Here is a 19,839-nt window from a genome sequence, read left to right as displayed (position 1 = left end):
CCTGGATTGCTTCGCTGCGCTCGCAATGACGGTGTTCCTGCCGCCTTTGTCAACCAAAGTCAGCGCATGTGGAGATCTCAGCGCTCCCGGTCAGAACTTATCGCCCACCCGCATGCCGTAATTCGTCAGGCCGCGATTCTTGTCGCACAGGCCGGCGTTCGAATTGTGCTCCACCGTGGCCATGATGCGCCAGTGCTCGGTGATATCGTAGCCCAGGCTCCCCGATTCCCGGAACAGCGCATGGCAGCCGAGGTCGCTGCGGTGGGTGCCATCCTCGGAAAAATTGTTGAGGCTGCCGCCGAAAGTGCCTTCCACGAAAATGTTCTGCGTGACGTTGTACTGCCAGGCCACGCCCGCATAGACGGTGGAGGTCCCGCCGCCGAAATTCAGCGTGGTGCCGAGATTGGGCCGCGGCAGCCACCATGTCTGCTCGCCACCCCAGGGCTTGGCGAACAGGATTTCGGCGTTGAAATCCGGCCCGGTGCTCTTCTCGGGACTGGTGAGATCGTGCAGCAGCCCGCCGAAGCGCAGTTCATTGATGAAGGCATCGGCCCCGAAAGAGGCAGTAGTCGCGTCCTGGGCATGCGCAGCAACGACCATGACAAGCAGAATAAAGACGCCGGAAAGGACGTAACGCATGGACTGACATCCTTCTGATTCCGCGCACGGTAGCAGAGAGAGTGTGTTCGCCAAGCGTTTTTAGCTATAGGCGGCAGGCATTTGCCAATCTTGATGCACGGATGCAACGCCTGAGCGCGCGCAGGAGTAGAGTCTCTATCCGATGACCTATCTATGCGCGAAATAGATCGCCGCCATGATGATGACGATCGCCACCGCCTGCAGGAGCACGCGCAACTGCATCAGCTTCTGCGAGCGCTGGCCGTCGCCGCCCTTCATCATGTTGTGCAGGCCCATGCCGAGCACGATGGCGACGGCGAGGATGGCGAAGGGAACCAGGATGTAGAAAAAGGAAGCCATCTAACGAGTCTAGGCCGGAGAAGGGGCGACGTCGAGGGCGAAAGAGTCGCGGGTGCTTCCCCCGTTCTCTTGAGCGATGCTATGACGAATCACCACCCTAATGAGGCAGGAGCGGCCGTGTTCGAGTTCCCCGGCAGACAGGCACATGTCGCGTGCAGCGGCGCGGCTTCCTTCGATTCCATCTTCCAGATGGAGAAGCTGCCGACAGGCCCCGGCAAGGTGCTGCCGCTGCATGCGGTCGAGGTCGCGCATGGCATGGCGGCAAGCGCCGCGGCGGCGGTGGCCAGGCTCGGCGGCCGGGCCACCCTGTTCTCCCGCGTGGGCGATGACGGGGTGGGCGAGCGCATTATCGGCGATCTCTCGGCCGCCGGCGTCGACTGCCGCTTCGTGCGCCGCGCCGCGGGCGTGCATTCGCCGATCTGCACCGTGCTGATCGACAAGACGGGCGAGCGGCTGGTGGTTCCCTATTACGATCCGGCGCTCGGCAAGGACCCGTCCTGGCTGCCGCTCGACCTTGTCGCCCGCGCCGACGCCGCGCTGGTCGACATACGCTGGCCGGAAGGCGCGGCGGCGGTGCTGAAGGCAGCGCGCGCCGCCGGCAAGCCCGCCGTGCTCGATGCCGATACCGGGCCGCAGGCGGTAATCGGGGAACTGGCTGACCTGGCGAGCCATGTCGTGTTCTCCGAACCCGCAGCCCTCGCCTTCAGCGGCGCCGCAACGCCGCAGGAGGCGCTGAAGACCCTGGCCGGACGGCTCGGCGGCTTCCTCGCCGTTACCGCCGGACACGAGGGTTGCTACTGGCTGGAACGCGAGAGCGGGCAGGTGCGCCAGCTGCGCCCGCCCGCGGTCGAGGTGGTCGACACGCTGGCGGCCGGCGATGTCTTTCATGGAGCCTTCACCCTCGCCATCGCGGAAGGCGCTCCGATCCCCCGGGCGATCGCCTTCGCCAACGCAGCCGCCGCCCTGAAATGCCGCGTCTTCGGCGGGCGCCTCGGCACGCCAGGGCGCGAGAAGGTGGAAGAGGCCCTGCAAGTCGTCGTACAGATCTCGGAGGAAACCGTATGAACAGCGCCGAATTGAAAGAGCGCATCGCCGCCTTCCCCATCCTGCCGGTGATGCCGGTGCGCTCCATCGACGAAGGCCTCGCCGACATCGACGGGCTGGTAGAGGAAGGCGCGCCGGTGATCGAGATCCTGTTTCGCACGCCCCAGGCGCCGGAGGTGCTCCGCAGGGCCAGGGCGCGCCACCCCACCTGCATCTTCGGCGCCGGCACGCTGCTGCATGAAGGCCATGTCAAGCTGGCGGTTGAGGCAGGCGCGGCCTTCACCGTAAGCCCGGGCCTGACGCCGGCGCTGCATGAGGCCGTCACGGCCACGGGCCTGCCGCACCTGCCCGGCGCGCTCACCGCTTCCGAGGTGATGCAGGCGCGCGAATGGGGCTATGCGCTCCTGAAATACTACCCCTCCGAGGCTTCGAACGGGCCGGCCGTGCTCGCCGACTACGCCAACATCTTCGAGGATGTCGGCTTCGTCACCACCGGTGGCATCGATGCCGGCAAGCTCGCCGCCTATGGCGCGGTGCGCAACATCCTCGCCGTGGGCGGCGGCTGGATGATCCCCTCACGCCGCCCCACGGTGGACCCAAACCTGCGCGAGCAGGCGGCCATCTTCAAGGCCGCCCGGGACGCGGTGCTGAACAGGGCGGCGTGATGGCGGGCAAGAGCATCGCCGAAAAGCTGCAGGCCAAGGGCACGCGGCGCCTGGCGGTGCTCGACGCGCCGGCGGATCTCGATGCCGCGATTGCAGGACCGCGGGCGCCGCTCGCCGAGGCCGAAGTGGCGCTGCTGTTCGTGCGCGACAAGGCCGGGCTGCTGGCAAGCCTGGCGGCCAACCTGCCAATGGTGCGGACGGACGCCATCCTGTGGATCGCCTATCCCAAGCTGACCTCGAAGCTGAAGGGTGATCTCAACCGCGACATCATCCACAATCTCGTGCCGGACCATGGGCTCGATACGGTGGCCTCGATCGCGGTGGACGGGGATTGGTCGGCGCTGCGGTTCAAGCGGGTGTAGCCGGGAGCGCGGACGTCCTTACGACACTCAAGAGAGTGTCGGACGACCCGCCCTTGGAAACGATGCGTTCTACGATAAAGGAAGAGCGGATAGGATGTCCGCGCTCCCAGGCTATTCCTCGTCCTCCATCTCGTCGCCATCGTCCGCGTTCCTGACATCACGGCTGTAGACCAGGATCTCGCGCTTGCCGGCATGGTTGGCCGGGCCGACGATGCCGTCCTTCTCCATGCGCTCCACCAGCGAGGCGGCGCGGTTGTAGCCGATCTGCAGGCGGCGCTGGATGTAGGAGGTCGAGCACTTCTTGTCGCGCATCACCACCTTCTTGGCCTGCTCGTAGAGGTCGCCGCCATCCTCGGCGCCGAAGGCACCCTTGTCGAACACGGCGCCATCGGCGGCATCTTCGTCATCGCCGCCGCCCTCGTCCTCATCGGCCGTGATGGAGTCGAGATAATCGGGCCGGCCCTGGGCCTTGAGATGAGTGACCACCTTCTCCACCTCCTCGTCGGAGACGAAGGGGCCGTGCACGCGCGCGATGCGGCCGCCGCCGGCCATGTGCAGCATGTCGCCCTGGCCGAGGAGCTGTTCGGCGCCCTGCTCGCCCAGGATGGTACGGCTGTCGATCTTGGTGGTGAGCTGGAAGGAGATGCGGGTGGGGAAGTTCGCCTTGATCGTGCCGGTGATGACGTCGACCGAGGGGCGCTGCGTCGCCATGATCAAATGGATGCCGGCGGCGCGGGCCATCTGTGCCAGGCGCTGGATCGGCCCTTCGACATTCTTGCCTTCCTGGATCATCAGGTCGGCCATCTCGTCGACGACGATGACGATATAGGGCACGGGCGAGAGGTCCATCTCCTCCTGCTCGTAGAGCGCCTGTCCCGTCTCCTTGTCGAAGCCCGTCTGCACGGTGCGCAGCACGGTCTCGCCCTTGGCCTTGGCCTCGGCGGCGCGCTGGTTGTAGCCGTCGATGTTGCGCACACCGAGCTTGGCCATCTTCTTGTAGCGTTCCTCCATCTCGCGCACCGCCCATTTGAGGGCGAGCACCACCTTCTTCATGTCGGTGACGACGGGCGCCAGCAGATGCGGGATGCCGTCATAGATGGAGAGTTCGAGCATCTTCGGATCGACCATGATCATGCGGCACTCGTCCGGCTTGAGCCGGTAGAGCAGCGACAGGATCATGGTGTTGATGGCCACCGACTTGCCCGAGCCGGTGGTGCCGGCAACCAGCAGATGCGGCATCTTCTCGAGCTGGGCGATCACCGGCTCGCCGCCGATGGTCTTGCCGAGGCCGAGCGCCAGCTTGTAGCGCGACTTCTCGAAGTCCTCGGAGCCCAGCAACTCGCGGAAGTAGACCATCTCGCGCTTGGCATTCGGCAGCTCGATGCCGATGACGTTCCGGCCTGGGACCACGGCGACACGAGCCGAGAGGGCCGACATCGAGCGGGCGATGTCGTCGGCAAGGCCGATGACGCGGGAGGATTTGATGCCGGCCGCCGGCTCAAGCTCGTAGAGCGTGACGACAGGGCCTGGGCGCACATTGATGATCTCGCCACGCACGCCGAAGTCTTCCAGCACGCCTTCAAGGAGACGAGCATTCTGTTCGAGTGCATCCTGCGACACCGTGGTACCGACCTGCCGCTTGGGCTCGGACAACAGGGTGAGCGGCGGCAATTCGTAGCGATGCTCGAAGGGAAAGTCCGGCTCGCTCTCGCGAACGATGCGCTTGCCCTGTTTGGGGGCCCCCGCCGGCTGGCCCACGCGCGTGGTGGTGATGGCAGGCCCCGCACGCTGGGCCGCTTCCTCGGCGCTCATCAAGGGGCGCTTCATGGGACGGGCCAGCGGCGCATCGTCGTCATCCTCGTCGGCATAGGGCATATAGCTGTCCCGGCTGCCGGAATACTGGTCGACCGCCTCGGGCAGTTCCTCCCCGTCCAGGGAGATCGCCTCATGTGGGCGCCGGGCATCGGCGCGCGGGGCGGTGCGCGGCGTGAAGGCCGGTTCGCGGCGTACCGGAGCAGCCGATGCCTCCCCGGGCGAGCGGCCGAAATGCTGGGCGGCGGCGCGTAGGCGGGCGAAGAGATCGGCAATGCCGCCGGGCCGGTTCATCGGCGGAGCGACGCGCTGCGGCACCACCTTCACCCGCTTGCGGAACAGGGCGCTCTTGGCCATCAGGCCCCAATGCAGCACATGGCCGAGGAAAGCGGAGCGCTCGTCGTCCTCCTCCTCTTCCTCGCGGATGCGGCGGGGCTGGCCGCGGATGCGCATCGGCAGCTCCGGCGCCGGACGCTCCTCCTCGGTGTAGTGCAGGAAGAAGCCGGAGGCGAGCGCCAGCGTTCCGATGGCGCCCGCGCCGAGCAGCAGTGTCAGCACGCTCTGCAGGACCATGGAATGGCGCGCGAACATGAGGGGCGCGAAGAGGTAGAAAGCCCAGTCGCCCACCGCCCCGCCGAGGCCGGTCGGCAGCGGCCAATGCATGGTGATCGGCAGGCCCGAGGCGAAGCCGGCGGCCAGCAGCACGCCCACCACCAGGCAGATGAGGCGCATGCGCTGCGAATCGATGGCCTTGTGGGCGAGCAGGCGCCAGCCCAGGATGGCGATCGGCGCCAGCAGCGCGAGCGAGGCGATGCCGAGCATCTGGGTCAGGAAATCGGCCACCACGGCGCCGCCGAAGCCGAGCCAGTTGCGGATCGGCAATTCGCCGCCGACATGGTTGTAGCTGGCATCCTGCACCGACCAGGTGGCCAGCGCGATAGCCCCGAGCCCCGCCATGGCGATCAGCGCCATGCCGAGCAGCTCGTTGAGCCGGCGCGTGAGCATGCCCTTCAACTCGTCGGGAAGAGCGTAGCTCTGTGTAAAGCCGCGTCGCATGGTCCGCATTGCCAAGCCTCAAATCAACAAGGTGCGGCAATCCGGAACGGATTCGAGATCAGCGGGAACGCAACACCATAAGCCCAGCACTAGGCTAGAGGCCGGGAGTTAAGGTGGGGTTTACTGGGAGCGCGGGATTTGGTGTGCCGGTCTTCAGACCGGCATGCCCGCGACGGTTCCACTCGTGGGGGCAGGAACATGCCGGTCTGAAGACCGGCACACCAAGGTGCTTCATCCTGCGCCCGCGTCGTTTCCAAGAGCGGATCGTCCGACACTCTCTTACGCGTCGCAGGACGTCCGCGCTCCCAGTCACTCCCCCAGCCGCTTCCTGAGATCTCCGATCAGCCATTGGCTGACCGGGCCGAGGTGCCGGCCGTGCTGGCGGACCACATACATGGCGATGCGGGCACCGTTGCTCTGTGCCAGCCGCAGGCGCTTCAGCCTGCCGGCGGCGATATGGCCGTTCACCAGCCAGGCCGGCATGTGGCACCAGCCGAAGCCGGCCAGGAGATAGTCGAGCCTGGTGGCGATGTCGGCGAAGCGCCAGACATGGGTGGAGAAGATGTTGCCGCGCATGTTCTGGGTCAGCGGCGTGCGGTCCATCAGCACGAGCTGCGTGTGGGCCTCCACCACCTCCTGGCTGACCGGTTCCGGGGCCTGGGCCATCGGATGATCGGCAGCCACCACCGGGAACATCTCGACATCGATGAGCTTCTCGACATTGAGATCGCGCGAGCCGGTGGCGAGCAGGGCATAGATGGCGAAGAGCACATGGCCGTCGCGCAGGCTCTGCTCCGGGCCGCCGAGGCCTTCGGTGAGCAGCTTCACCGGCATATAGGGAAAGGCCAGGCTCAGGGCCTTCAGGCTCTCGATCAGCACCGGTTGGGGAAAGAGCGGGTCGACCGACAGCGTCAGCTCCGGCTCGCACCCCCCGGCGATCGATCCGGCATGGGCGCGCAGCGTATCGGTGCGGGCGACGACCTGGCGCGCATCCATCAGGATGGAGCGGCCGGCTTGCGTCAGCACCGGCTTCTTGGCGCTGCGGTCGAACAAGGCGAGGCCGAGTGTATTCTCCAGCGTCTGCACCGCCTGGCTGATGGCCGACTGCACACGCCCGAGCCGCCTGGCGGCGCCTGAGAAGCTGCCCTCATCGGCCACGGCGATCAGGATGCGCAGCTGGTCCAAGGTCAGGGAGTCGATCATCGGAAGCCCTTCTATCACCTCGACAGATGGATACCATCATAATTTGGCCAATTGAAGTGATGGTGCTGCAGCGCGATATAGCTCGCAACGCAAAGGAGACACCATCATGCGCAACGAAGCCATCGAAGGCGGTGCTGCCGGTTCGGCCATCAAGGGCCGTGTCGACGCTGCCGTGCTCGACCAGCTCTTCTACAAGGCCCGCACCCACAATGCCTTCCTCGACAGGCACGTGCCCGACGCCCTCCTGAAGGAAGCCGTCGACATCACCGTGCAGGGCCCGACCTCAGCCAACCAGCTGCCGCTGCGCGTCGTGTTCGTGCGCAGCCCGGAAGCCAAGGCTCGCCTGAAGGACGCCCTGGCGCCGGGCAATGTCGACAAGACCATGGCCGCCCCGGTCACCGCGATCCTGGCCTATGACCTGAAGTTCTTCGAGCATCTGCCGCGCCTCTTCCCGCATGCCGACGCCAAGTCCTGGTTCTCGGGCAACGAGGCCTTCGCCAAGGTCAGCGCCCACACCAACGGGACGCTGCAGGCCGCCTATTTCATCCTGGCCCTGCGCTCGCTCGGTCTCGACGCCGGTCCGATGACCGGCTTCGACAGCGCCAAGCTCGATGCCGAATTCTTCCCGGACGGGCAGTTCAAGTCGAACATCCTGGTCAATATCGGCTATGGCGACGACGAGAAGCTCTTCCCCCGCAGCCCGCGCTTCCAGCCGGAAGAGATCGTGACCTTCGCGTAAATCCTCCGGGTGCACGGGCATCTTGCCCGTTCGTGAACCGCTACATTGATAGTAGGGACGCCGCGCTGCCACCAGCCGCGGCGTTTTCTTTGGCAACGCCGGTGGTTCAAGAACGGGCAAGATGCCCGTGCACCCGGAATGCGCTTCCAGCCGGTGCGTAAATCCTGGGAGCGCGGACTTCTCAGCGACATGCCTTCATGTCGCGATGTCCGCCTCTTGAAACGATAGCGTTGTAGAATAAGACGCCGTGGTCGTTGTCGACCGCGGCGTTTTTATTGCTATCGTCGTGGTTCAAGAGCAGACAAGATGTCCGCGCTCCCAGATTGCCGGCCCCGCATGCATTCTCCTTCTCGCCCGCAATCCTTCCTGCGCAGCTTCCTCGCCACCGAAGCGGCGGGCGGCATCATCCTGATGGCAGTGGCGGCGCTGGCGTTGATCGTCGCCAATTCGCCGCTCGGCGAGGCCTATTTCCACGCCTTGCATCTCACCATCGGCCCGCTCGGCCTGCTGCACTGGATCAATGACGGTCTGATGGCGCTGTTCTTCCTGCTGGTCGGGCTGGAGATCAAGCGCGAGGTGCTCGACGGCCAGCTCGCCAACTGGCCGCGCCGAGCACTGCCGGGCATCGCCGCACTGGGCGGCATGGTGGTGCCGGCGGCGATCTTCGTGGCTGTCAACTGGGGGCATGCCGACACGCTGAAGGGCTGGGCCATCCCCTCCGCCACCGACATCGCCTTTGCGCTCGGCGTGCTGGCGCTGCTCGGCCCGCGCGTGCCGGCCTCGCTGAAGGTCTTCCTCACTGCGCTCGCCATCATCGACGATCTCGGCGCCGTGGTGATCATCGCGCTATTCTACACCGCCAAGCTCGATATCTGGATGCTCAACGCGGCGCTGGCCCTCCTGGTGGTGCTCGCAATCATGAACCGGCGCGGCGTGACCTTCCTGCCGGCCTATCTGGCGCTCGGCGCCGTGCTGTGGGTGCTCACCTTCCTCTCCGGCGTCCATGCGACGCTGGCAGGCGTGGCGCTCGCCTTCACCATCCCGCTGCGGCCGTCGGACAGCAGCGAGCACACGCCGCTGCACCGGCTCGAACATGGCCTGCACCCTTGGGTGACCTATCTGGTCGTGCCCATCTTCGGCTTCGCCAATGCTGGCGTGGCGCTCGGCGGCATGACGCTGGCCAATCTCGCCGATCCGGTGACGCTGGGCGTGACATCAGGCCTCTTCCTCGGCAAGCAGGTCGGCGTCTTCCTGTTCGCCGCCCTCGCGATCCGGCTGAAATGGGCGCAACTGCCCGAGCATGCCGGCTGGGGCCAGGTCTATGGCGTGGCGCTGCTCTGCGGCATCGGCTTCACGATGAGCCTGTTCATCGGGGGCCTCGCCTATGCCGACGCCGCCCCACTCCTCGACGAGACCAAGCTCGGCGTGCTGATGGGCTCGCTGCTCTCGGCAGGCTTGGGGGCGTTGGTGTTGGGGACAGTACGTAGGCGTGAGGAAAACGCCGAGGCGAGATGAGACGCCACAAGATGTGCCGCGCCATCGAAGTCCCCTCGCCCCACTGCCCCAGCATTTCCATTGATCCGACATTCCCCCGGTGATATGCCAGCGCGCCGTTCCTATATAAGGCCGGCAATCCTCAAGACGTTTTACGGAGAAGGACTGGTACAGTGGGTTACAAGGTCGCCGTCGTGGGCGCCACAGGCAATGTGGGCCGCGAGATGCTGAACATTCTGGCCGAGCGGGCGTTCCCCGCCGATGACGTGGTTGCGCTGGCTTCGCGCCGCAGCCTGGGCACGGAAGTTTCGTATGGCGAAAAAACGCTGAAAACGCGTGACCTGGCCACCTATGACTTCTCCGACACCGACATCGCCTTGATGTCGGCCGGCGGCGACGTGTCGAAGGAATGGAGCCCGAAGATCGGCGCGCAGGGCTGTGTGGTGATCGACAACTCCTCGGCCTGGCGCTACGACGCCGACGTGCCGCTGATCGTGCCGGAAGTGAATGCCGATGCCATCGTTGGCTTCTCGAAGAAGAACATCATCGCCAATCCGAACTGCTCCACCGCGCAGCTCGTGGTGGCGCTGAAGCCGCTGCATGACCGCTTCGGCATCAAGCGCGTGGTCGTTTCCACCTACCAGTCGGTCTCCGGCGCGGGCAAGGAAGGGCTCGACGAGCTCTTCGCCCAGACCAAGGCCGTCTATGTGAACGGCGCTGTCGAGGCCAAGAAATTCCCCAAGCGCATCGCCTTCAACGTGATCCCGCATATCGATGTCTTCATGGAGGACGGGTACACGAAGGAAGAGTGGAAGATGGTGGCCGAGACCAAGAAGATCCTCGACCCCAAGATCAAGCTGACCGCGACCTGCGTGCGCGTGCCGGTGTTCATCTCCCACTCGGAAGCCGTGAACATCGAGTTCGCCAAGCCGGTGACGGCGGACGAGGCGCGCGACATCCTGCGCTCGGCGCCCGGCTGCCTCGTCATCGACAAGCGCGAGCCCGGCGGCTACATCACGCCCTATGAGGCGGCAGGCGAGGACGCCACCTACATCTCCCGCATCCGCGAGGACATCACGGTTCCGAACGGCCTGGCGATGTGGGTGGTCTCCGACAATTTGCGCAAGGGCGCCGCGCTCAACGCGATCCAGATCGCCGAGGCGCTGGTGAACCGCAAACTGCTGCGGGCGAAGAAGAAGGCGGCGTAATCTGGGAGCGCGGACATCCTGTCCGCCTCTTGGAAACGACGCGTTTTACGAGAGAGCGCGACGCGAGCCTCCCCCACGAAGCTGGGGGAGGTGGCCTCGCGAAGCGAGGTCGGAGGGGGTGTGGTCCGCTAGGGCACCCTGTCCGGCAAGGGCGCAGATCTCCCTCCACCGCCAAGTGGGCAAGGATGGAAGCGTCGCCACCTAGTCCCATCCCGAAAAGCCGTCAGTAAGTTTGCCTGAGCTCTGTCTTGCCATTCCTCCGCAAGCGGGCCACACCCCCTCCGAGCCGACTTCGTCGGCCCACCTCCCCCAGCTTCGTGGGGGAGGCCGCGCACACAACTTGTGTGCGCTCGCGTCGCGCCTTCCTCATCTCCACTTCTCCCCCATGTCCATCGCCGAAACCACCACCGCCCAGCGCCCGGGCATTCCCTCTGCCGCTCTCGCCGCGCTGTTCGTGCCGCTGTGGTCGACCGGCTTCGTCACCGCGCGCCTTGTCGCCCCGCATGCCGAGCCGCTGACCTTCCTCGGCCTGCGCTTCGCCGCTGCCGGCATCGTGCTTGCGGCCTATGCGTTTTTCGCCGGGGCGCCCTGGCCGCGGAGCGCCCGCGCCTGGTCCGATGCGATGATCGCCGGCATGCTGATCCACGGCCTATATCTCGGCGGCGTGTTCTGGGCCGTCGCTCATGGGCTGCCGTCGGGCATCTCGGCCCTGATCGCCGGCCTGCAGCCCTTGTTCACCGGCCTGCTCTCCAAGCCGCTGCTCGGCGAAGACGTCTCGCCGCGCCGGGCGCTCGGCATCGCCATCGGCGCGCTCGGTGCCGGCCTGACGCTACTGCCCAAGCTTGGCACTGGTGGCAATGGCGGCATTCCCATCCTCCCCCTGCTCGTCTGCACCGCAGGCATGGCGGGGATCACGCTCGGCACCATCTGGCAGAAGAGCCGCGGGCGCGGGGCCGACCTCGCCACCAACACGGCCGCGCAATATGCCGGCGCGCTGATACCGATCGCCCTCGGCATCGTCCTCACCGAACAGGGCCGCTTCGACGTCACCTCGCTGCCCGGGTGGGTGGGCTTGCTCTGGTCGATCTTCGGCATGTCGATCGGCGCCATCCTGCTCCTGATGGTGCTGATCCGCCGCGGCGCCGTCGCGCAGGTCGCCTCCCTGCTCTACCTCGTGCCCGGCGTCTCGGCCCTGATGGCCTGGGCGATGTTCGGCGAGGCGCTCACGCTGGTCCAGGCGGCGGGGCTGGTGGTGGCGGCGCTCGGCGTCGCCGTGGCGAACAAGGGATAGCTGGGATCGCGGACGTCCCTACGACACTCAGGAGAGTGTCGTAGGGACGTCCGCGATCCCAGGGCCTCAGTGGTAAACGTAGTACGTCACCCCATTCCCCGGATCGACAAAGCTATCCCGCCCACGGCTCGCCACCTTCTGCCCGGCCACGAACCGGCGGCAGCGCCCGTCTGCCATGTGGTTGTCGAACTCGCGCTGGAAATTGCCGCCGGCTGCATGAAGAGCGCCAATATGCTCGGGCGTACGGCAGGCCACGACGGCGCGGTCCAGCGGCCTGGCCACCGGGGTCGGGCTCGGGGCGGTGGTGGTGCAGGCGCCGAGCAGGGCCAGCGGGGCGAAGAGGGAGCAGAGGCGGAGCATAGGCCGTCCTTGAGAGGAGAAAGGCGCCTCAGCCGTCGACCGGGTCATGGCAGCACAGGCAGAGCTTGTTGCCATCGGGGTCACGGACATAGGCGCCGTAATAATCGGCATGATACTCGGGCCGCAGCCCCGGCGCACCCTCGTCCCTGCCGCCATGGTTAAGGGCGGCTTGCCAGGCGCGTTCCACGGCGGCGCAATCGGGGGCGAGGAGCGCGATCATGGTGCCATTGCCGGGCACGGGCGGTCCGCCGTCATGGGGCCGGCCGATCAGAAAGATCGGACGCGAAGCGCCGGGCTTGACCCACCCTGCCCAGGGCCGCTCGTCCTCGCGGAAGCGCAGGACGAGGCCGAGTTCGCCGAGCACGGCTGAATAGAAACGGAAAGCCCGTTCGAAATCGCCGACGCCGAGGAAGGTGTGGGAGATCATGGGATGGATCCTCGCGTGGAAGCCTCCCCCACGAAGCTGGGGGAGGTGGCCGAGCGCAGCGAGGTCGGAGGGGGTGTGGCCAGGATAGAGCGCCTGAACCACGTAGCCTTTAATCGCAGCTCGACCTCAGCCCTGCAACATCCGCTATGCCTCACTCCGCCCACACCCCCTCCGACCCGACTTCGTCGGGCCACCTCCCCCAGCTTCGTGGGGGAGGCTGTCCGCGCCCTCTTCTGCTCGATTCACTCCACCGTCACCGTGCTCAGGTCCTCGAAGCGGCTGAACAGGGCCATGTCGTCGCGGTGGATCATTTCCGTCGGGCCGGCCCAGCCGAGGATGTCCTCGATGCTGCGGCTCTTCTTGCCGGCGATCTGGGCGGCCTCGCCGATGTCATAGCCGACGAGGCCGCGGCCGACCTCGGCGCCCGAGGGGTCGCGGATGACGACAGCATCGCCCTGCGAGAAGGTGCCTTCCACCCGCTTCACGCCCGCCGGCAAGAGGCTCGCGCCATTGCGCAGCGCCTTGGCAGCGCCAGCGTCGACATGCAGCGTGCCGCGCGGCTCCAGATGCCCGGCGATCCACTTCTTGCGGGCGGTGACGGGGTTGGAAGGGGTAAGGAACCAGGTGCAGGCCCCGCCCTCCTCGATGCGTTTCAGCGGCGAATCCACCTTGCCCGAGGCGATCACCATGGTGGTGCCGCCGCCCACCGCGATCTTCGCCGCCTCGACCTTGGTGCGCATGCCCCCGCGCGAGAGCTCGGAGCCGGCATCCCCAGCCACGCCCTCGATCGCCGCGGTGATGCGCTGCACCACCGGGATCAGCGTGGCGGCCGGGTCGAGATGCGGCGGGGCGGTGTAGAGCCCATCGATGTCCGAGAGCAGCACCAGGCAGTCGGCACCGGCCATGGTGGCGACGCGGGCGGCAAGGCGGTCATTGTCGCCATAGCGGATCTCGGTGGTGGCCACCGTGTCGTTCTCGTTCACAACCGGCACGCAATTGAGCTCCAGCAGCCGGTCGATGGTGCGGCGGGCGTTGAGGTAGCGCCGGCGCTCCTCGGTGTCGCCGAGGGTGACGAGGATCTGCGCCGCCGTCAGCCCCCTGGCGCTCAGCGTCTCCGCCCAGGCCTGGGCGAGGCCGACCTGGCCGACCGCGGCCGCGGCCTGGCTCGATTCCAGCGCCAGCGGTCCCTTGGGCAGCTTCAGCAGCGTGCGCCCGAGGGCGATGGCCCCGGAGGAGACCACGATGATCTGGGCGCCGCGCGCGGTATGGCGGGCGAGATCATCGACCAGGGAGGCAAGCCAGTCGCGGCGGAGCTTGCCCTGGGCGGAATCGACCAGGAGGGAGGAACCGATCTTGACGACGATGCGGCGGAAGGAGCTGAGTTCGGGCATGGAACGGGGTTAATGCGAGTAGCGGCGTTCGACAAGGGGGAATGCTTCCGGGTGCACGGGCTTCCAGCCCGTTCTTGGAAACGGAGTCCTCCCAGGAAAGTGCGCAAATCGGTGTGCCGGTCTTCAGACCGGCATCTTCCACCCAGGTGCAGGGCATGCCGTTCCCACCACATCGACTGAAGGTCGATGTGGTTGAGAAGACCGGCACACCGAATCCGGCCCGCGCCTTGAAACTGAAACATCTCAGAAATAGAGCGCCAACCGCACCGTCGCGCCTTCCCGATCAATGGCGACGTCTCCAAGAGCGGACTGGAAGTCCGCGCTCCCAGGAATCCTGTGGCCAAATCCATCCCCCCTCCCTTTATCCCCTCGCAATATGGTAGGAGGAATGCAACGAAAACAATTGGAACAGGTTGAGTCGCGTTCCGGCGGGCGACAGCAGAATCGATCCGCCACACCGCGCTCCACCGCGTTCGATAAAAAAGAAGGGATCGCCTATGGCACGCAGCGCTGGTCGCGTCCGCTCAGGGACATCGCAGACCCGTCACAGCCAGGCGGCGGCGCTGATAGGCCAGCGGATCGTGGCGGGCGAATGGCCTGTCGGCGTGGCCCTGCCCACCGAGGCGGATCTCTCGCGCGAACTCGACGTTTCCCGCGCTTCGCTGCGCGAGGCGATCAAGCTCCTCGCCGGCAAGGGCCTGCTCTCCTCCACGCCACGGCGCGGCACCATCGTGCAGCCGCATTCGAACTGGAACCGGCTCGATGTCGACGTGCTGGTCTGGCAGACCTCGGGCGGCGCCACCAAAAGCTTCGTCAAGGACCTGTTCGAGCTTCGCCGCATGATCGAGCCGGAAGCCGCGGCGCTTGCCGCCGAGCGCGCCACGCCCGAACAGCGCGCCGAGGTGGCCGACACCTTCCGCGCCATGGAGGTCGCCACCGAAGTGCAGGCCTCGATCGACGCCGACCTCGCCTTCCACCGCGCCATCGTCAAGGCCGCCAACAATGTGCTGCTCGCCGCCTTCCAGCCGGCGATCGAAGCCTCGCTCGCAGTGTCCTTCACCGTCTCGCGCGCCGGCCAGATCCACCCGCATATCGTGCCCATGCACCGTGCAGTGGCCGAACCCATCATCACGGGCGATGCCGAGGCGGCCCGCAAGGCGATGAACGTGCTGCTCGACCGTTCGGAATCCGATGCCGCCAGCGTGGCGGTGGATGACAAGGTTTGAACCTGGGAGCGCGGACATCACAGCGACATGCAAGCATGTCGCGATGTCTGCTCTTGTCTTCATCCCGGGTGCGCGGACGTCCCGTCCGCTCTTGGAAACGATGCGCCTTGCGGTTAAGGAAGAGCGGACGGGACGTCCGCGCACCCGGGAAGACTTATGAAAATCTGGGTTACCGGCAGCGCCGGCTTCATCGGTTTCCACCTCGCCCGCCGCCTGCTCGACGAAGGCCATCTCGTCACCGGCATCGACGGCTTCACGCCCTATTATGACCTCGCCCTCAAGCAGGCCCGCCACGCCATCCTCGAGCGCTCCAACGCCTTCCGCCCGAAGATCTTCATGCTGGAGGACCGGGACGCGCTCGCGGCGCTCGCCGCCGAGGAGACGCCCGACATCATCCTTCACCTCGCCGGCCAGGCGGGCGTGCGCTACAGCCTGGAAAATCCGCGGGCCTATGTCGATGCCAACCTCGTCGGCCTGTTCAACCTGATGGAGGTGGCGCGCGAGGCCAAGGTGAAGCATTTCCTGTTCGCCTCGACCTCCTCGATCTACGGCGCCAACGCCGCCATCCCCTTCCGCGAGACCGACAGGGCCGACCAGCCCCTCACCCTCTACGCCGCCACCAAGAAGAGCGGCGAGACGATGCTGCATTCCTACGCGCATCTGTGGGAGATGCCGGTGACCTGCTTTCGCTTCTTCACCGTCTACGGCCCCTGGGGCCGGCCCGACATGGCGCTGTTCAAATTCGTCGACGCCATCGAGGAAGGCAGGCCCATCGAGGTCTATGGCGAAGGAAGGATGGAGCGCGACTTCACCTTTGTCGGCGACCTCATCGAGGCGATCCTGCGCCTGATGCCGCTGATCCCGCGCCAGGGCGAGCCGGCGGGCCGCGAGGGCCTCGATTCGCTCTCCCCGGTGGCGCCGCACCGCGTCGTCAACATCGCCGGCGGCCAGCCGGTGGGGCTGATGGCCTTCATCGAGACGATCGAGGCCGCGATGGGACGCAAGGCCGAACGCAAAATGCTGCCGATGCAGCAAGGCGACGTGCCGCGCACTTTCGCCAGCGCGGAGCTTCTGGAGGCGCTGACGGGCTACAGGCCGACGACGGGCGTGGAAGAGGGGGTCCGTGCGTTCGTCGAGTGGTATCGGGGCTGGAAGAGAAGAAAGCCAAACGAGTAGGTGCGGGAACCGCAGTGGCTGGGACCGCGGACGTCCCCGTCCGCTCTTCCTTTATCGTAGAGCGACTCGTTTCCAAGAGCGGATCGTCCGACACTCTCTTGAGTGTCGTAGGAACGTCCGCGCTCCCAGGCCCCTTCCCCAATCGGCCATCACGCTCTACCCTCCCTGTCCCACAGGAAGGAGACCGCCCATGAAACGCTTCCTCGCCCTCATCCTCGCCGCCCTGCCTCTTGCCGCCCATGCCGCCTCGCGGCCCGCGGTGGAAGCGCCTGACGGCATGGTGGTGTCCTCCCAGCATCTCGCCTCGCAGGTCGGCGCCGATATCCTGGCGGAGGGCGGCAATGCCGTCGATGCGGCGGTGGCGGTGGGCTATGCGCAGGCGGTGACCAACAGCTGCTGCGCCAATATCGGCGGCGGCGGCTTCATGGTGGTGCACCTCGTCAAGGACAACAAGGACACCTTCATCAATTTCCGCGAAAAGGCCCCGGCGGCGGCCACCAAGGGCATGTATCTCGATGCCCAGGGCAATGTGATCAAGGGCGCCAGCCTCTATGGCTACAAGGCCGTGGGCGTGCCGGGGAGCGTGCTCGGCCTCGACACCGCGCTCTCCAAATACGGCACGCTGCCGCGCGACAAGGTGATGGCCCCGGCCATCAAGCTCGCCCGCGAGGGCTTCGTGCTCAGCCGCGGCGATACCGACATCATCGATGCCGGCGCTCCGCTCCTGAAGCAGGATCCCGAGGCGGCCAGGATCTTCTTCAAGCCCGACGGCTCGGCCCTGCAGCCCGGCGACACGCTGGTGCAGAAGGACCTCGCCGACACGCTGGAGGCCATCGCCAAGAATGGCCCCGACGGCTTCTACAAGGGCGACAACGCCCAGAAGCTGGCCGCCGCGATGAAGGCCAAGGGCGGCCTGATCACCGCGCAGGACCTTGCCGACTACACCGTGACGGAGTCCGCCCCCGTCACCTGCACCTATCGCGGCTATGCCATCGCCTCCTCGCCCCCGCCCTCCTCCGGCGGCACCACGCTTTGCGAGATCCTCAACATCCTGGAAGGCTACGACCTCAAGGCGATGGGCTGGCATTCGGCTGACGCCGTGCACACCATGGTCGAGGCCATGCGCCACGCCTATATGGACCGCAACACCTATCTGGGCGATCCGGTCTTCGTGAAGAACCCGCTCGACCGGCTGCTCTCGAAGGATTACGCCGGTGAGATCCGTGCCAAGATCCTGCCGGACAAGGCGACGCCCTCCAAGGACGTGCAGCCGGGCACGGCGCCGCATGAGAAGACGGAAACCACGCATTATTCGGTGGTCGACAAGGTGGGCAATGCCGTCTCCGTCACCTACACCATCAACGGCCTGTTCGGCGCGGGCGTGATCGCGCCCGGCACCGGCTATCTCCTCAATGACGAGATGGACGACTTCACCACCAAGACCGGCGTGCCCAATCTGTTCGGCCTGATCCAGGGCGAAGCCAACTCGATCGCCCCCGGCAAGCGCCCGCTCTCCTCGATGGCGCCGACTTTGGTCACCAAGGACGGGCATATCGTCGCCGTGCTCGGCAGCCCCGGCGGCTCGCGCATCATCACCATCACGCTGCAGACCATCCTCAACCTGATCGATTACGGCATGCAGCCGCAGGAAGCGGTGGACATGCCGCGCATCCACCATCAATGGCTGCCGGACGAGGTCTATGCCGAACCCTATTCCCTCTCGCCCGACACGGTGAAGATCCTGCAGGGCATGGGCTACAAGATCACCCAGCAGACCCCCTGGGGCGCCGCCGAACTGGTGGCGCTGCCGGCGCCGGCAGCAACTGGCCAAGGCACTGCGAGCTCCGGCAACGATTCCAGCTTCGGTGGCCAGATGAAGCCGGGGTTCGTGTATGGCGCGAACGACAACAGGAGACCGGCGGGGCTGGCGGTGGGAGAGTGATCCCCTGGGGTCGCTGGCTTCCAGCTGGCTCTTGAACCACTAGCTAATCCAAGAAAGGCGGAGCCTTTCCGTCAGCCGCATTGCCTGCAGCCTGACGCCACCGCTCTGCCCGCTCCCGACCGCGATCCGAGACAAATAAATTGTCAAAAAAAGCGATATTCATAACAACTTTCTTCGCCTTTCTGATCGTATTCTATATTATGACAATTCCGAAAGATTATTTTCTGTCTAAAAATTATACTTTTACTGATGCGGAGATAACGGATATTATTTGCGCCAAGAACAATGGCGCCGAATACAAATTCACTGTCAATGGTTCGACCTATTCAGGAAGGGATTGGATAGACAAGCCAAAATGCACATCCCTAGAGCCCGGAGACAACATATTAGTATGGTATAGTGTAGATAAGCCCAATTTTAACACGCTGTATCAACCGCAAAGCGATGCTATGCAGGGCGATCTGATTTTTGGGCTCTTGGCTTCACTGTTCCTAGGTGCGGCGTTTTCCTGGCTTTTTCGTAAGCGCTCACAATGAGGTAGAGATAGCCCTTTTGCCAATGGGGTGCATACCGCACTCCATGTCTAGTTTTTCGCAATGACAGCCCAAGCATGAACGTACATCGGTGCGCGGAACTGGCGATTTTTGCCCTATCGCAAGACCTGACTCATGATTACTGGCCTTCTACCCAGCCGCATCCAGCGCTAAGGTTCGCCCGCGGCGCAGCGACAGATCAACGCGACACCCATTCGACAGTGGAGAGAACCTTGTCTGAAACCCTGACCCTTCTTTCCATTCTCGGCGTCTTCCTGCTCGGCGCCATGAGCCCGGGGCCGAGCTTCGTGGTGGTTTCCCGCATCGCGGTGGCCGGCGAGCGCCGCGACGGGCTGGCGGCTGCGGTCGGCATGGGGGCCGGCGGCTTCATCTTCGCCTGCATCGCCGTCGCCGGCCTCACCGCGCTCCTGCTGCAGGTGGCCTGGCTCGACATCCTTCTGCGTGTCGCCGGCGGCGCCTATCTCGTCTGGATCGGCATCAAGATCTGGCGCGGCGCCAAGGACAAGATCGAGATCGCGGCCGGCCAGCCGGGGCGCCAGGGATCCTCCCGGAAAGCCTTCGTCCGGGCGCTGCTGGTGCAGCTCGCCAACCCGAAGACCGCCATCTTCTACGGTTCGATGTTCGCGGCGATGCTGCCCGCCCATCCGCCGCTCTGGATGCTGCTGGCCCTGCCGCCCTTGCTGTTCTGCAACGAATTCGGCTGGTACGCCATCGTTGCCGTGACCTTCTCGGCCAGCCGGCCGCGCTCGCTCTACCTGCGCGCCAAGCCCTGGATCGACCGGGCCGCCGGCGCCATCGTCGGCGCCCTCGGAGCGAGACTCATGGCGGAGGGCCTCAGGGCCGTGCGCTAGCTGGCCGCTCCAGACTGCTTCAGTTTCAAGTGTCCGGCTACACATGCTTTTCACGCGCGA

General features: G+C 65.8%; 19 protein-coding genes. 12 read left to right on the top strand and 7 right to left on the bottom strand.

Annotated elements, in window-relative coordinates; all coding sequences use genetic code 11:
- Positions 1-90: 90 nt before the first annotated feature.
- Positions 91-639, bottom strand: a complete 549-nt coding sequence (locus tag QQL24_RS27940; RefSeq protein WP_284315584.1) for an acyloxyacyl hydrolase — start codon at positions 637-639, stop codon at positions 91-93.
- 147 nt (positions 640-786) lie between these two features.
- Positions 787-978, bottom strand: coding sequence for a twin transmembrane helix small protein (locus QQL24_RS27935; protein WP_284315583.1), 192 nt, complete (start codon positions 976-978; stop codon positions 787-789).
- Between the two features lie 117 nt (positions 979-1,095).
- Here QQL24_RS27935 and QQL24_RS27930 point away from each other — a divergent pair, with 117 nt between their 5' ends.
- The 3 genes from QQL24_RS27930 to QQL24_RS27920 are packed head-to-tail and all read left to right on the top strand — an operon-like array spanning position 1,096 to position 3,049.
- Positions 1,096-2,043, top strand: a complete 948-nt coding sequence (locus tag QQL24_RS27930) for a PfkB family carbohydrate kinase (RefSeq protein WP_284315582.1) — start codon at positions 1,096-1,098, stop codon at positions 2,041-2,043.
- The gene (eda, locus tag QQL24_RS27925) at positions 2,040-2,687 is read left to right on the top strand and encodes a bifunctional 4-hydroxy-2-oxoglutarate aldolase/2-dehydro-3-deoxy-phosphogluconate aldolase (protein WP_284315581.1); all 648 of its coding nucleotides are present in this window, start codon (positions 2,040-2,042) and stop codon (positions 2,685-2,687) included. The genes QQL24_RS27930 and eda overlap by 4 nt, the downstream gene beginning before the upstream one ends.
- Positions 2,687-3,049, top strand: coding sequence for a hypothetical protein (locus tag QQL24_RS27920; RefSeq protein WP_284315580.1), 363 nt, complete (start codon positions 2,687-2,689; stop codon positions 3,047-3,049). The genes eda and QQL24_RS27920 overlap by 1 nt, the downstream gene beginning before the upstream one ends.
- Before the next feature lie 111 nt (positions 3,050-3,160).
- Here the strand turns inward: QQL24_RS27920 and QQL24_RS27915 are convergent, their stop codons facing one another.
- Both QQL24_RS27915 and QQL24_RS27910 read right to left on the bottom strand, forming a co-directional pair.
- The gene (locus tag QQL24_RS27915; protein ID WP_284315579.1) at positions 3,161-5,926 is read right to left on the bottom strand and encodes a DNA translocase FtsK; all 2,766 of its coding nucleotides are present in this window, start codon (positions 5,924-5,926) and stop codon (positions 3,161-3,163) included.
- Positions 5,927-6,226: 300 nt separating this feature from the next.
- Entirely contained in the window at positions 6,227-7,120 is an 894-nt protein-coding gene (locus QQL24_RS27910; protein ID WP_284315578.1) for a LysR family transcriptional regulator, read from the bottom strand.
- Positions 7,121-7,226: 106 nt separating this feature from the next.
- Here QQL24_RS27910 and QQL24_RS27905 point away from each other — a divergent pair, with 106 nt between their 5' ends.
- The 4 genes from QQL24_RS27905 (at position 7,227) to QQL24_RS27890 (ending at position 11,852) form a co-directional block, all read left to right on the top strand.
- On the top strand, positions 7,227-7,859 hold the full coding sequence (locus QQL24_RS27905) for a malonic semialdehyde reductase (protein WP_284315577.1): 633 nt from the start codon (positions 7,227-7,229) through the stop codon (positions 7,857-7,859).
- Positions 7,860-8,195: 336 nt separating this feature from the next.
- Positions 8,196-9,374, top strand: coding sequence for a Na+/H+ antiporter NhaA (nhaA, locus tag QQL24_RS27900; protein WP_284315576.1), 1,179 nt, complete (start codon positions 8,196-8,198; stop codon positions 9,372-9,374).
- Between the two features lie 152 nt (positions 9,375-9,526).
- Entirely contained in the window at positions 9,527-10,561 is a 1,035-nt protein-coding gene (locus QQL24_RS27895; RefSeq protein ID WP_284315575.1) for an aspartate-semialdehyde dehydrogenase, read from the top strand.
- A 385-nt stretch (positions 10,562-10,946) separates the two neighbouring features.
- Positions 10,947-11,852 carry a DMT family transporter gene (locus QQL24_RS27890; protein WP_284315574.1) on the top strand — a complete coding sequence of 302 codons (906 nt, stop codon included), beginning with the start codon at positions 10,947-10,949 and terminating at the stop codon, positions 11,850-11,852.
- A gap of 66 nt (positions 11,853-11,918) precedes the next feature.
- Here QQL24_RS27890 and QQL24_RS27885 read toward each other — a convergent pair whose 3' ends face one another.
- The 3 genes from QQL24_RS27885 to proB form a co-directional block, all read right to left on the bottom strand.
- Positions 11,919-12,212 (bottom strand): hypothetical protein, encoded by a 294-nt coding sequence (locus tag QQL24_RS27885; RefSeq protein ID WP_284315573.1) that lies wholly within the window; start codon positions 12,210-12,212, stop codon positions 11,919-11,921.
- Between the two features lie 28 nt (positions 12,213-12,240).
- Positions 12,241-12,639, bottom strand: coding sequence for a VOC family protein (locus QQL24_RS27880; RefSeq protein WP_284315572.1), 399 nt, complete (start codon positions 12,637-12,639; stop codon positions 12,241-12,243).
- A 242-nt stretch (positions 12,640-12,881) separates the two neighbouring features.
- Positions 12,882-14,030 (bottom strand): glutamate 5-kinase, encoded by a 1,149-nt coding sequence (proB, locus tag QQL24_RS27875; protein WP_284315571.1) that lies wholly within the window; start codon positions 14,028-14,030, stop codon positions 12,882-12,884.
- A 497-nt stretch (positions 14,031-14,527) separates the two neighbouring features.
- Between proB and QQL24_RS27870 the strand changes: the two genes are divergently transcribed.
- The 5 genes from QQL24_RS27870 (at position 14,528) to QQL24_RS27850 (ending at position 19,779) form a co-directional block, all read left to right on the top strand.
- Complete coding sequence (locus QQL24_RS27870; RefSeq protein ID WP_284315570.1) at positions 14,528-15,256, top strand: FadR/GntR family transcriptional regulator; 729 nt, start codon at positions 14,528-14,530, stop codon at positions 15,254-15,256.
- A 156-nt stretch (positions 15,257-15,412) separates the two neighbouring features.
- Entirely contained in the window at positions 15,413-16,432 is a 1,020-nt protein-coding gene (locus QQL24_RS27865) for an NAD-dependent epimerase/dehydratase family protein (protein WP_284315569.1), read from the top strand.
- Between the two features lie 190 nt (positions 16,433-16,622).
- On the top strand, positions 16,623-18,374 hold the full coding sequence (gene ggt, locus QQL24_RS27860) for a gamma-glutamyltransferase (protein WP_284315568.1): 1,752 nt from the start codon (positions 16,623-16,625) through the stop codon (positions 18,372-18,374).
- A gap of 140 nt (positions 18,375-18,514) precedes the next feature.
- Complete coding sequence (locus QQL24_RS27855; RefSeq protein ID WP_284315567.1) at positions 18,515-18,910, top strand: DUF3592 domain-containing protein; 396 nt, start codon at positions 18,515-18,517, stop codon at positions 18,908-18,910.
- Positions 18,911-19,140: 230 nt separating this feature from the next.
- Positions 19,141-19,779 carry a LysE family translocator gene (locus QQL24_RS27850; protein WP_431310767.1) on the top strand — a complete coding sequence of 213 codons (639 nt, stop codon included), beginning with the start codon at positions 19,141-19,143 and terminating at the stop codon, positions 19,777-19,779.
- The last annotated feature ends 60 nt before the right edge of the window (positions 19,780-19,839 follow it).

Source organism: Labrys miyagiensis (assembly GCF_030160835.1).
Taxonomy (GTDB): Bacteria; Pseudomonadota; Alphaproteobacteria; order Rhizobiales; family Labraceae; genus Labrys; species Labrys miyagiensis.
This window is presented reverse-complemented; position numbering and strand designations above follow the sequence as displayed.